Origin of the sequence: Streptomyces sp. NPDC017943, assembly GCF_044328425.1 — a bacterium.
Classification (GTDB): Bacteria; Actinomycetota; Actinomycetes; order Streptomycetales; family Streptomycetaceae; genus Streptomyces; species Streptomyces djakartensis_A.
In genome coordinates this window covers 75,073-88,869 of record NZ_JBIRHH010000011.1, presented here as the reverse complement: position 1 = coordinate 88,869, position 13,797 = coordinate 75,073, and the positions used below count along the sequence as shown (strand labels likewise).

General features: G+C 73.5%; 5 protein-coding genes. All 5 read left to right on the top strand.

The window, feature by feature from the left end:
• Positions 1-47 precede the first annotated feature (47 nt).
• The 5 genes from ACH4C6_RS29980 (at position 48) to ACH4C6_RS29960 (ending at position 13,792) form a co-directional block, all read left to right on the top strand.
• A complete protein-coding gene (locus tag ACH4C6_RS29980) occupies positions 48-341 on the top strand; it encodes an acyl carrier protein (protein ID WP_398111765.1) in 294 nt (97 codons plus the stop codon).
• A 24-nt stretch (positions 342-365) separates the two neighbouring features.
• The gene (locus ACH4C6_RS29975) at positions 366-1,517 is read left to right on the top strand and encodes an acyl-CoA dehydrogenase family protein (protein ID WP_398111764.1); all 1,152 of its coding nucleotides are present in this window, start codon (positions 366-368) and stop codon (positions 1,515-1,517) included.
• Complete coding sequence (locus ACH4C6_RS29970) at positions 1,514-2,560, top strand: HAD-IIIC family phosphatase (protein WP_398111763.1); 1,047 nt, start codon at positions 1,514-1,516, stop codon at positions 2,558-2,560. Before ACH4C6_RS29975 ends, ACH4C6_RS29970 begins: the two co-directional genes overlap by 4 nt.
• Positions 2,561-2,622: 62 nt before the next feature.
• Positions 2,623-12,909 carry an amino acid adenylation domain-containing protein gene (locus tag ACH4C6_RS29965; RefSeq protein WP_398111762.1) on the top strand — a complete coding sequence of 3,429 codons (10,287 nt, stop codon included), beginning with the start codon at positions 2,623-2,625 and terminating at the stop codon, positions 12,907-12,909.
• Positions 12,902-13,792: an alpha/beta fold hydrolase gene (locus ACH4C6_RS29960; RefSeq protein ID WP_398111761.1), complete on the top strand. Its 891-nt coding sequence runs from the start codon at positions 12,902-12,904 to the stop codon at positions 13,790-13,792. The genes ACH4C6_RS29965 and ACH4C6_RS29960 overlap by 8 nt, the downstream gene beginning before the upstream one ends.
• The last annotated feature ends 5 nt before the right edge of the window (positions 13,793-13,797 follow it).

Here is a 13,797-nt window from a genome sequence, read left to right as displayed (position 1 = left end):
TCCGCCGGCCGGTCAACGCCCCGCTCACGGTCACTTCGACAGGACGGATGACGATCACCATGACCACCCACCCCACCGCCCGTACCGATCAGGGCACCACCAAGGCGCGGATCGCCGCGTACCTCTCGCGCTTCTTCCCGGTCCAGGACCTGGCCGACGACGACGACATCTTCGAACTCGGCTTCGTCAGCTCGATGTTCGCGATGCAGCTGGTGTCCTTCGTGGAGCACGAGTTCGGCATCACGGTCGAGAACGAGGACCTGGAGCTGGAGCACTTCCGCTCCATCAGCGCGCTCGACGCGTTCGTCACCCGCAAGCTGTCCGTCCCCGTCCCGCAGTAGACGAGAGCGGACGGGCCGACGACGATGACCGGAGCGCTCACCGAGCGGCAGGAGCAGGCCCGCAAGGAGTTCGGGGCCTTCGCCGACCGCCACATCGCACCCCATGCCGACGCCTGGCACCGTGCCCAGCGCACCCCGCCGGAGGTGATCCGGCTCCTCGCCGACGAGGGCCTGCTCGGCATCCAGGTGCCGCAGGAGTTCGGCGGAGGCGGCTGCGACGCGGTCACCCTGGGGCTGCTCGCCGGTGAACTGGGCCGCGCCTGCTCCTCGGTGCGCAGCCTGCTCACCGTGCACTCGATGGTGGCGCACGCCGTCGCCCGCTGGGGAAGCCGCGAGCTGAAGCGGAACTGGCTGCCCCGGCTGGCGAGCGGTGAGCGGATCGCGGCGCTCGCCGTGTCCGAGCCGGACACGGGCAGCGACGCGGCCGGTGTCAGCACCCGCATCGAACGCGACGGTGACCACTACGTGGTGACCGGCCACAAGAAGTGGATCACCTACGGGGAGAGCGCCGACGTCTTCCTCCTGGTGGGGCGCTCCGCCGAGGGCCCCACGGCCCTATTGGTGGAGCGGGACACTCCGGGACTGTCCACCGAGCTCATCGAGGACATGATCGGCATCCGTGCCTCGATGACCGCCCATGTCCGCCTCGACGGCTGCCGGGTTCCCGGCGGCCATCTGCTCGCCCGGGCGGGCCTGGGTGTCTCCCACGTGGTGGGCGCCGCCCTGGACCTGGGCCGCTACACCGTCGGCTGGGGCTGCGTCGGCATCCTCGACGCGGCCCTGGACGCCGGCGTGGACTACGCGTCCCGGCGCGAGCAGTTCGGATCGCTCATCAAGGAGCACCAGCTGGTGCGCCGGCTGATCAGCGACATGTACACCAACGCCCGTGCGGCCCGGCTGTTGTGCCTGGAGGCCGGGCGGCTGCGCGACGCGCGTGACCCGGGCGCGCCGGCCGCCACGTCCACCGCGAAGTACTTCGCGGCCGCGGCCGCCGGGCGGGCCGCCGCCGACGCCGTGCAGCTGCACGGCGCCAACGGCTGCAGCGCCGACTACCCCGTCCAGCGCCTGCTCGGCGACTCCCGCGTGATGGAGATCATCGAGGGCAGTGCGCAGCTGCACCAGGTGGGCCTTGCCGAGTACGCGTTCCAGGAACACGCATCGAGGAGTGAGCGATGACCGCCACCGTCATTTCTGTCAAGACCGTCAAGTGCGTGGTCTGGGACCTGGACAACACCGTGTGGGACGGCGTGCTGCTGGAGGACGGCGACGTCACACTGCGGCCGGAGGTCGTCGAGGTGATCCGCACCCTCGACGAGCGCGGCATCCTGCACTCCATTGCCAGCCGCAACGACCACGACGCGGCCATGGCGAAGCTCCAGGAGCTCGGCATCGCCGAGTACTTCCTGCATCCGCAGATCAACTGGGGCAGCAAGGCGCAGTCGCTGACGGCCGTCGCCGAGGCGATCAACATCGGCGTCGACACCCTGGCCTTCGTCGACGACCAGCCCTTCGAACGGGACGAGGTGGGCTTCGTCCACGCCGATGTGCTGTGCGTCGACGCCGCCGACGCCGCCGGCATCCCCGACCTGCCGCGGATGCGGCCGCGGTTCGTCACCTCCGACTCGCGTGAGCGCCGCCACCTGTACCGGGCCGACGCCCGGCGCGCCCAGGCCCAGGCGGACCATCACGGCACCGACGAGCAGTTCCTCGCCTCCCTGGGGATGCGCATGACGATCACCCCCGCCCAGGAACGCGACTTGCAGCGCGCGGAGGAACTGACCGTGCGCACCAATCAGCTCAACGCCACCGGCTACACCTACTCCTACGAGGAACTCGACGCCTTCCGCCGCTCGCCCGGTCACGACCTGCTGGTCGCGGGTCTGGAGGACCGGTACGGCACCTACGGCAGGATCGGCCTGTCCCTCGTGGAGCGCGGCAGCGACGTGTGGACGGTGAAACTGCTGCTGATGTCGTGCCGGGTGATGTCACGCGGTGTCGGCTCGGTGCTGCTGGGCCACCTCATCCGCACCGCCCACGAGGCCGGGGTGCGCCTGCGTGCGGAGTTCGTGCCCACCTCCCGCAATCGCGCCATGTACGTCACCTACAAGTTCGCCGGGTTCCGCGAGGTGGGGCAGCGCGACGGCGTGAACGTGCTGGAGCACGACGGCGGCCGGCTGCCGGAGTTCCCGCCCTACATGGACGTGACGGTCGAGCGCTGAGCCTCCTCCCGCACCCCTGACCACGGCACCGCGACGCACTGCGGAAGAGACGGAAGGCAGAGATGAACGCTCAGGCCAACGAGGAGCGACTGCGGCGCGCCATGGCCGCGGTGCTGCAGCTTCAGCAGCGCAACGCGGAACTGGAGAACCAGCGCCACGAGCCGGTGGCCATCGTGGCGATGGCCTGCCGTCTGCCGGGGGGAGTGACCACCCCCGAGGCGTTCTGGGACCTGCTGGCCGAGGGCAGGGACGCGATCGGGCCGCTGCCCGACCGCTGGGACGCCTACGACCTGTACGACCCGGACCCCACCGCGCCCGGCAAGAGCTACGCCCGTGAGGGCGGGTTCATCGACGGCATCGACCGCTTCGACGCGGAGTTCTTCGGCATCGCACCGCGCGAGGCGCAGGCGATGGAACCGCAGCAGCGGCTCGTGCTGGAGACGGCCTGGGAGGCGCTGGAGCGGGCCGGACTGCGCGAGGACCAGTTCAAGGGCAGCCGCACCGGTGTCTACATCGGCGCGATGCGCCCCGACTACGAGACCATCCGCACCGACCTGGAACTGCTCGACGGCTACCAGGGCACGGGCGTGTCCGTCAGCGTCATCTCCGGCCGGATCTCCTACGCGCTCGGCCTGCAGGGGCCCGCGGTGACCGTGGACACGGCCTGCTCGTCCTCGCTGCTGGCCCTCCACCTGGCGGCCACCGCCCTGCGCAACCGCGAGTGCGACGCCGCGCTGGCCGGCGGCGTCACGGTGATGAGCTCGCCGGGCATGTTCGTGGAGTCCAGCCGGCTCGGGGCGATGTCCCCCGACGGGCGGTGCAAGAGCTTCTCGGCCGGCGCCGACGGCGGCGGCTGGTCCGAGGGCGCCGGTGTGCTGCTGCTCAAACGGCTCCCGGACGCCCGGCGCGACGGCGACCGGGTGCTCGCCGTGATCCGCGGTTCCGCCGTCAACCAGGACGGCCGCAGCCAGGGCCTGACAGCCCCCAACGGCCCTGCGCAGCAGCGGGTCATCCAGGAGGCACTGGCCGCGAGCCGGCTCACCCCCGCCGACATCGACGCCATCGAGGCCCACGGCACCGGCACCCCGCTGGGCGACCCGATCGAGGCCGGCGCCCTCGCGGAGGTCTTCGGGCCGGGCCGCGCCGCGGACACCCCCGTCCACCTCGGCTCGTCCAAGTCGAACATCGGGCACACCCAGGCGGCCGCCGGTGTCGTCGGCGTGATCAAGATGGTCCTGGCACTCCAGCACGAGCGCCTGCCGCGTACGATCCACGCCGAGCAGCCCAGCACCCACATCGCATGGGAGGGCAGCGGACTCCGGCTCCTGCAGCAGGAGCGCACCTGGCCGCGGGGCGAACGCCCGCGCCGCGCCGGTGTGTCGGCGTTCGGCATCAGCGGCACCAACGCACACGTGGTCCTGGAGGAGGCACCGTCGCCCGAGGTCGCCGCCGTGAGCGGGCAGCCCGCCGTGGGCGAACTGCCCGACCGGCTGCCGCTGCTGCTCTCCGCTCACGACGAACGGGCGTTGGCCGCCCAGGCCGAGCAGTGGGCGGCGTGGCTGGAGGCGGCCGACGGGCTCCCGTTCGCCGACGCGGTCCGCACGGCCGCCCTGCACCGCACGCACCTCCCGGCGCGCGCCGGCGTCCCGGCCTCGAACAGGGAGGAGGCCGTGGCGGCACTGCGGGCGCTCGCCGACGGGCTGCCGCACCCCGACACCGTGGTGGGCACGGCCCACGAGCGCACCAAGCCCGTGTTCGTCTTCCCCGGCCAGGGCAGCCAGTGGATCGGCATGGGCCGCGCTCTGATCGCCGAGTCCGAGGTGTTCCGGGAGGCGGTGCGCAGGTGCGACGCGGCCCTGTCGCCGTGGACCGGCTGGTCCGTGGCGGACCTGCTGAGCGAGACGCCGGACGCCGGCCTGCCGCCGTTCGACCGCATCGACGTCCTCCAGCCCGCCCTGTTCACCATGATGATCGGCCTGGCCGAGCTGTGGCGGTCCCTCGGGGTGGAGCCGTCCGCCGTGGTCGGCTTCAGCCAGGGCGAGGTGCCCGCGGCCGTGGTCGCGGGCGCGCTGTCCCTGGAGGACGGCGCCCGGCTGACGGCGCTGCGCTCCCAGGGCCAGCTGCGCGAGTGCAGCGGCCGCGGCGCGATGGCCCTGGTCGAGATGGCGCCGGCCGAGGTCGAGGAGCGGATCGCGCCGTACGGCGGTGCGCTGTCCGTCGCCGTCGTCAACAGCGCCACGTCCGTGGTCGTCTCCGGTGACGCCGACGCGGTCGAGTCCTTCCTGGAAGGGCTGTCCGGCACGGATGTCTTCAGCCGGCGCATCCAGTCCGACACCGCCGGCCACAGCTCGCACGTGGACCCCGTCCTGCCCTGGCTCGCCGAACAGCTGAGCGGGCTGGAGCCGGACGCGCCGGCTGTGCCGTTCTACTCCACGGTGACGGGCACCCGTGTGCAGGGCGCCGGACTCGACGCCGCCTACTGGTGCCGCAACGTCCGCGACACCGTCCGGATGGACCTGGCCCTCGCCGCACTGGTGGCGGACGGCCACGACGTGTTCGTCGAGATCAGCCCCCACCCGGTCCTCGGCATGACCCTGACCGAGGCCACCACCGGCGCCACCGGCGTCGCGGGTGCCGTCGTCGGCAGCCTGCACCGCGACCACGGCGGACTCTCCCAGCTGCTGCGCTCCCTGGCCGCCCTGCACGTCCAGGGCCACGCCGTGGACTGGCACCGCATCCTGGACGGCGGCTCGGCCGCCGACCCGGCGCAGGCACCGACGTACCCGTTCCAGCGCACGCGCTACTGGGCCGACGTGCCGCTGCCCGCCACGGCGCCGGCCGGGTCCGCCGCCCCGCGGCGGACGCAGGACGAGGACACCGGTGTGCGGGGTCCGGCCGGACTGCGCGCCCGGCTGGCCGCGATGCCGGACGAGGAGCGGGCGGACGCGCTCCTCGACCTCGTCCGCCGCGAGGCCGCGACCGTGCTGCGCGCGGCCGAGCCTGTTCCCGCCGACAAGAAGCTCCAGGAGCTCGGGCTCGACTCGATCATGGGCCTGCAGCTGCGCAACCGGCTGTGCGAACTGTCGGGCAGCGCCTTCCCCGCCAACCTCGCCTTCACCTATCCGACCGCGCGGGCTCTCGCCGGGCACCTGCTGCCGCACCTGCTCGCGGCGGCCGGCGACGACCCGGCGATGCCGCCGCTGGAAAGCGTTCCGGCCCGCGACGTGCACCCGGCCACCGAGGGCCAGCGGCGCCTGTGGTTCCTGGAGCAGATGAACCCCGGCTCCGCCCAGTACAAGGTGGCGATGCGGATCCGGACGGCCAGGCCGCTGGACCACACCGTGCTGACCCGCTCGCTCACCTGGATCACCGCCCGGCACGAGGCGCTGCGCACCGGCCTGGAGGTGCGCGAGGGCGAACTCGTCCAGGTCGTGCACAGCGGCGTCCCCGTCGACGTCGCGTTCGAGGACCTGCGGGGGCGGGGTGCCGAGGCGATCGAGGCGCGCATCCGGCACGAGGAGCTCGAACCGTTCGACCTGAGCGGCACGTCGCTGTTCCGCTGCCGGGTGCTGGACCTGGCCGACGACGAACAGGTGGTGTGCTTCAGCGTCCACCACGCCGTGACCGACGGCTGGTCGCTGTCGCTGTTCCTGATGGAACTGTTCCACGCCTGCCAGGAGTTCGAGGCCGGGCGCGAACCCGAGCCGGGCCCCGCGCAGTTCCACCTCGGCGACTTCGCCGCATGGGAGCGGCGCAGCCTGGCCGAGGGCCGCTTCGAGGACGCCCTCACCCACTTCGCAGCCGAACTCGACGGGGTGGAGCGGCTGGAGTTCCCGCCCGGGCCGGACGGCGTCGCACAGGAGGACCAGGGCGGCGACACCCTCTACTTCACCGTCCCGGCCGCCCTGAGGAGCGAACTGGAGGCGCTCGCCGCCCGCACCTCGGTCACCCCCTACACGGTGCTGGTGAGCACCTTCGCCACGCTGCTGGCCCGCTTCACCGGCCAGGACGACTTCGCGGTGGGCACCGTCTGGTCCAACCGGCAGCTGCCGGGTCTGACGGGAACCTTCGGCTTCCTCGCCAACACCCTGCCGCTGCGCTGCGACCTGACGGGCGACCCGACCTTCGAGGAACTGCTGGCCTCGATGGCGCCCAGGGTCCGGGGTGTGTTCGACCACCAGTACGTCCCCCTCACCGAGCTGGTCCGCAGGGTCGGCGGGCAGCGGACGGGCGAGGAGAACCCGCTGTTCCGCGCCGTCTTCAACTACGGTGGCGCGGCGATGCCCACCGTGGGCGACGGCGACGCGACGTGGAACCTGCCCGCCACCGGCAGCCTCGCGGGCAACGTCCGGGGCGCCTCCAAGTTCGAGCTCGGCGTCTCCCTCATCCCCTGCGGGGACGAACTGCGCGGCGAGTTCGAGTACCAGGCGCACGTGCTGAGCCGACCCGCGGCGCAGCGCATGCTGGACGGCTTCCGCACCCTGCTGGAATCGGTCGTGCGGGAGCCGGAGCGCGCGCTGAGCCGTCTGGAGCTGCTCGGCCCCGAGGAGCTCGACTGGCTGGTCGCACGCGGCGGCCTGGCCGGCCCGCACAGCCCCGGCGAACCGACGGCGCTGGAGCTGGTCTGGGACCAGGCGCGCCGTACCCCCGACGCGGTGGCGCTGGTCTCGGACGGGGCCGAGCTGACGTACCGGGAGACGGCCTGGCGGGCCGCCGCCCTGGCCGAGCGGCTGCGCGCGGCCGGGGTGGGCCCCGAGACCCCGGTGGGCGTGCACCTGCCGCGCTCCGCGGAGCTGGTGGTGTCCGCGCTCGCCATCTGGCTGGCCAGAGGCGCCTACCTGCCCATCGACCCTGGCTATCCGCAGGCCCGGGTGGCCTACGTCGTCGAGGACAGCGGCCTGGACGTGGTCATCACCCGCTCCACCACGGCCGGCGACCTGACCGGCACGGGCGCCCGGCTGGTGTTCGCCGACGAGCTGGGCGTCACCCCCGTGCCCGCCGGGGACGCGCTGCCCGAGGCGACCCCGCCGGCCCTGACGGACCTGGCCTACGTCATCTACACCTCGGGCTCCACCGGCCGGCCCAAGGGCGTCCTGATCGAGCACGGCCAGTTCGTCAACTTCTGCCACGCCGTCGACGAACGCATCGGCGGCGGCACCGGCGACACCTGGCTCGCCGTCACCAGCCCCTCCTTCGACATCTCCACCGTCGAACTGCTGTGGACGCTGACCCGCGGCTACCGCGTGGTGATCGCCCAGGGCAGCGTCGGCGAGTGGCCCGCCTACCGCTCCTACGCTCCGACACACCTGCAGTGCACGCCGTCGCTCGCCCGGCTGCTCCTCGCCGACGCCGCGGGCCGTGCCCTGCTGGGCGGCCTGGACCGGATGATCGTCGGCGGGGAGGCACTGGACCGGGGGCTCGCCGCCAGGCTGATGCGCACCGTGCGCGGCGGACTGACGAACATCTACGGCCCGTCGGAGACGACCGTCTGGTCCACCACCTGGCACGCCGAGGCGGGGGAGGTCTCCCTGGGAGACGCCGTCCGCAACACCAGCCTGTACATCCTCGACCGGCACGGGGCCCGGGTACCCCGGGGCAGCCGCGGCGAGCTCCACATCGGCGGTCTCGGCGTCACGCGCGGCTACCTGAACCGCCCGGAGCTGACCGCGCAGCGGTTCGTCGCGGACCCGTTCGCCGGCACGGACGACGCGCGCATGTACGCCACCGGCGACATCGTCCGCTACCGCGAGGACGGCAGCCTGGAGTACTGCGGCCGCAGCGACGCCCAGATCAAGCTGCACGGCCACCGCATCGAGCTGGGCGAGGTGGAGGCGGTGGCCGGTGAGCACCCGGCGGTCGCCGAGTGCGCGGCGGTGGTCCGCAGGGACGAGGGCAGCGACCCGCGGCTGTGCCTGTACTGGACGCCCGCCGAGGGCGGGCACGAGAGCGACGACGCCCTGCTGCGGTACTTCCTGGACCGCGTCCCGTCGTACATGGTGCCCTCCCAGCTGGTGCGCATGGAGGAGCTGCCCCACACGCCCAACCGGAAGGTGGACCGCCAGGCCATCCTGGCACTGCCCGCCCCGGCCCCCGCGGCCGTCGTGGCCGCGGCCGCCGGCGACGAGTCGCTGGAGGACCTGATCTGCCGCGCCTGGGCGCAGGTGCTCAACCTGAGCCGGGTGGACCTCGACCGAGGCTTCTTCGAGCTCGGCGCCGGCTCGATGACGGCGCTCGAGGCGCACCGCACGATCTGCGAGGGACTGGGGCGGGAGTTCCCCCTCTCGGCACTCTTCCGCTACCCGACCGTCCGGCAGCTGGCGGGCTTCCTGCGCGGCGCCTCACCCTCCCCGCGGACGCGCCCCACCGCGGCGGTCCGCCGGCCGGCCGGCGACGACGCGGTCGCCATCGTCGGGTTCGCCTGCCGCCTGCCCGGCGCCGCGGACGCCGACGCCTTCTGGGACAACCTCAAGGACGGCGTCGAGTCGATCCGGCGGTTCAGCCCTCAGGAGCTGCGCGAGGCGGGGGTCGCGGAGGACGCCCTCCAGGACCCGGCGTACGTCCCGGCCAAGGGGTTCGTCGAGGGCGCCGACCTGTTCGACGCGGAGTTCTTCGACTGCTCGCCCGCAGAGGCCGACACCATGGACCCGCAGCACCGCCTGTTCCTCGAGTGCGCCTGGCAGGCGCTGGAGCACGCGGGGCAGGTGCCCGGCCGGTTCGACGGCGCCGTCGGCGTGTTCGCGGGCGCCGGGCAGAGCGGCTACCTCCACAGCGAGGACGCCGCCGACCTGTCCGAGTTCTACCGCACGATGGTCGGCACGAAGAACGACTTCCTGGCGACCAGGGTCGCCCACAAGCTGAACCTGCGCGGGCCCGCGCTCACCGTCCAGACGGCCTGCTCGACCAGCCTGGTCGCCACGCACCTGGCCCGCGAGAGCCTGCTGCGCGGCGAGTCGGACATCGCCCTGGCGGGAGGTGCCTCCCTCAGCTACCCGCTGGAGCAGGGCTACTTCCACCAGGAGGGCCTGGTGTTCTCGCCCGACGGCACGTGCCGTGCGTTCGACGCGGACGGGGCGGGCACCGTGCTGGGCAACGGCGTCGGCGTCGTCGTCCTGCGCCGCCTGTCCGACGCCCTGGCGGCGGGCGACACCGTCTACGCGGTGATCCGCGGCAGCGCCGTCAACAACGACGGCTCCGACAAGGTCGGCTTCACCGCCCCCAGCGTCGAGGGCCAGGCACGCGTCATCGCCGCCGCCCACGCCGACGCCGACGTCACCGCCGACACCATCGGCTACATCGAGGCCCACGGCACCGGGACCAGGCTCGGCGATCCGATCGAGGTGCAGGCCCTCCAGCAGGTCCTCGCCACCGCCGCACGGTCCGAGCCGTGCGCGCTGGGATCGGTGAAGACGAACATCGGCCACACGGACAGCGCCGCGGGCGTCGCGGGCCTGATCAAGGCGGCCCTCCTGCTGCACCACCGGCAGCTCGTGCCCAGCCTGCACTTCGACAAGCCGAACCCCGAGATGGAGCTCGACCCCGAACTGCTCTACGTCAACACGGAACTGAAGCACTGGGAACCGGGAGCCGTCCCGCGCCGCGCGGGCGTCAGCGCCTTCGGGCTCGGCGGCACCAACGCGCACGTGGTGCTGGAGGAGGCACCCCTGGCGCGGGACGGCGGCGAGCCCGCGGGCGGCGAGGCGCCCCTGGTGCCCGTGGTGGTCTCGGGCCGCGACGAGGCGGCGCTGCGGGAGCAGGCGGGCCGCTGGGCGTCGTGGCTGGCCGGCCGGCCGGACGTGCGGCCGGCACAGGTGGCGGTCACCGCCGCACGCCACCGTACGCACTTCGCCTCGCGGGCGAGCGTGACCGCCACCGACCGGGCCGGTCTGGTGCGGGCACTCCAGGCCCTGGCCGACGGCCGGACCCACGACGCGGTGGTCACCGGGACCGCCGAGCGGCGCACGAAGGTCGCGTTCGTCTACCCCGGCGGCGGCTCCCAATGGGCCGGCATGGGCCGCGAACTGCTGTCCACCAGCGCCGCCTTCCGGGAAGCGGTCGCGGCGTGCGACACCGCGCTCAGGCCGTTCACCGGCTGGTCGGTACAGGAACTGCTGGCCGGCCGGGGTGGGGAACTGCCGCCTCTGGACCGGGCGGACGTGTCCCAGCCCGCGGTGTTCACCATGGCCATCGGCCTGACCGCCGTGTGGCGCTCCCTCGGCGTCGAACCCGCCGCCGTCGTTGGCCACTCGCAGGGCGAGATCGCGGCCGCGGTGATCAGCGGCGCCCTCACGCTGGAGCAGGGCGCCGAGATCGTGGCCACCCGCTCCCGGACCGTGCTGGAGTGCGCCGGCGAGGGCGGCATGGCGCTGATCGGGCGCCCGGTCGCCGAGGTGGAGGAGCTCCTCGCCCCCTACGGGCAGACGCTGTCGGTCGGAGCGGTCAACACCGCGCGCTCCACGGTCGTCTCGGGGCAGACGGACGCGATCGACCGGATCGTCGCCGAGCTCGGGGCGCGGAACGTGTACGCCCGCAAGATCAAGGTGGACTACGCGGGCCACAGCGCGCAGGTCGATTTGGTGCTGCCCGTGCTGGCCGAGCGGCTCGCGGACCTGACCCCGCGCCGGGCCGGCACCGCCCTCTACTCGACGGTGACCGGGGAGGTCGTGACCGGCCCCGAGCTGGACGGCGCCTACTGGTGCCGGAACCTGCGCGAGCCGGTCCGCTTCGACCGGGCGCTGAACCGGCTGCTGGACGACGGCCACACCGTCTTCGTGGAGATCTCCCCGCATCCGCTGCTGTCCCTGCCGCTCGCCGACGGATGCGCCGAGCGCGGTGGCATCGTCACCGGATCGCTGGCCCGCGAGCGCGGCGGCATGAGCCAGGTGCTGCGCGGACTGGGCGAGCTGCACGTGCAGGGCCACGAGCTGGACTGGGACCGGGTCCTCGGTGCCCTCGGGCTCCTCGGCACGCCGGAGGGCGCCCCTACCCCGGTGCCGCTGCCCACGTACGCCTTCCAGCGCCACCGGCACTGGCGGCAGGCGCCGCGGGCGCGGACCGCGCAGGCCCGTGCGGGCCAGGCGCTGTGGGACGCGGTGAACGCCGGTGGCGCCGCCGAGGTCGCGAAACTGCTGGACGCGCCCGAGCACCTCGAGGACAGCGTCGCGCGGATCGTCCCGCTGCTGGAGCAGTGGCTGCGCAAGCAGGGGCCGCGCCAGGGGCCCGCGGCCGAGCGCACACCCGCTCCCGCTTCCGGCGGGCCCCACGGCCTGACGGACCGGCTGGCCGCGCTGAGCGAGCACGAGCGGCTGCCCGCCGCCCTCGACCTGGTCGTGGGCGAGGCGGCGGACATCCTGGGCCTGCCGGGCGGCTCCCTCACCTCCGGCCGGCCGCTGTTCCAGCTCGGCATGGACTCCCTGGCGGCACTCGGTCTGCGCGGCCGGATCGCCCAGCTCACCGGAGTCACCGTGCCCGTGCAGACCGTCCTCGGCGACGAGGGCTGCCTGGGCGTGGCCCGTCACCTCCTGCGGGAACTGGACGGTGCCACGGCGGGAACGGCCACCGGCGGCGCGTCCCGCTGGCTACGGACCCTGAAGCCGTCGGCCGAGCCCCGGGCCCGGATCGTCTGCATCGCCGGCGGCGGCGGCACCACCGCAGGACACGTGCCGCTCATCCGGCACCTTCCCGACGACGTGGAACTGCTGGCCGTGCAGATGCCGGGCCGGGAGGCCCGCTCGGACGAGGCCCCCGCGACGGTGATGCGCGACGTGGTCGCCGCGACGGCCGCGGAACTGGTGGACCGCCCGCAGGTGGCCACCGTGGTCTACGGGCACAGCCAGGGCTCCTGGATGGCCTGGGAACTGACCCGGTTCCTGTCCTCCCTGCCGGACGCCCCGCCGCTGACGTTCGTACCGGCGTGCGCGCTGCCGCCGTTCGCCGAAGTGCCGCCGGCGATGCGCCGCATGGAGGAGCTGGCCGCCTCGCTCGACCAGGCGTCCGTCGCGGACCTGGCGGACGTCTTCCGGGGCATCCTGCCGGACGAGGTGCTGAAGAGCCCCGAGCTGCTCGCCTCGTACCGCACCGCCCTGGTCCACGACGCGGTTCTGTCGACCAACCACCGGGACGGCCTCGTCGACGACCGTCCCCCGCTCGACGTCCCCGTGGTCGCCGTCGCGGCGAAGGACGACCCGGTCCTTCCCGACGGGACCATGCGGGGCTGGCACCACCTGACACGCGGCGCGTTCGTGCTCCGCGTCATCGACGGAAGTCACGCAGCACCGATCGAGAACTCCGAAGCGATGGCCGCAGAGCTCCTGGCGGCGATCCGGAAGGACAGGGGAGAAGCACATGCCTGAGGTCATCCGCCAGGACGGCGCACGGATCCACTACGAGGTGCACGGGGACGGCTTCCCCGTGCTGCTGCTGGCCCCCGGCCACGTGAGCAGCGGAATCGACACCTGGAACGACAACTTCTACGACCCGGTGCGTGAACTGTCGCAGCACTTCACGGTGATCGCGATGGACCAGCGCCATGCCGGCCGCAGTGCCGCCCCGGCCGTTCCGTTCTCCTACGAACAGACCGTGGGCGACCAGCTGGCCGTGCTCGACGCCGTCGGAGCCGAGCAGGCCCACGTCGTGGCCGCCGAGTTCGGCTGTGTGCACGCCTGGCGGCTGACGCACGACGCGCCGGAGCGGGTGCGGTCGATCGTGGCGCAGGAGCCGGCCGGCCGGGACGCGGACACCTCGCTGGGCGACTTCTTCGGGCTCTTCGACGCGACGATGAGGCTGGTGCGGGCCGCCGGGTTCGACGACCCGGAGACCGAGGGCCTCGGCGCGGTCTTCGCGGCCGCGGCCCGCGACGGTGTCTTCGCCCGCAACCTCGAGGCCGGCCCGTTCGCGGCGCGGCTGCACGACGACGAGGAGTTCCGCAAGGAGATGCTCACCTTCCGGCGCGAGAAGTACATCACCCTGCTGGTGCGCTTCCGGGACGCGATGTTCCCCGACGACCGGGCCCACTTCTCCGTGCCGGACCAGTGGATCGGCACCCTCCCCGCCCCGCTGCTGGTGCTCCCGGGTGCCGGCGTGCGCCGGCCCCGCGCCCTGGCCGAGCGGCTCGCCGCCGAGGCGCCGCGGGCCACCGTGCTCGTTCCGGGCTTCGACGCGCCCGACCGGCGTGACGCGACGGTGGCGTCGATCGTCGAGTTCCTGCTCCAGAACACCCCGAACGGAAAGAGGTAACGGCC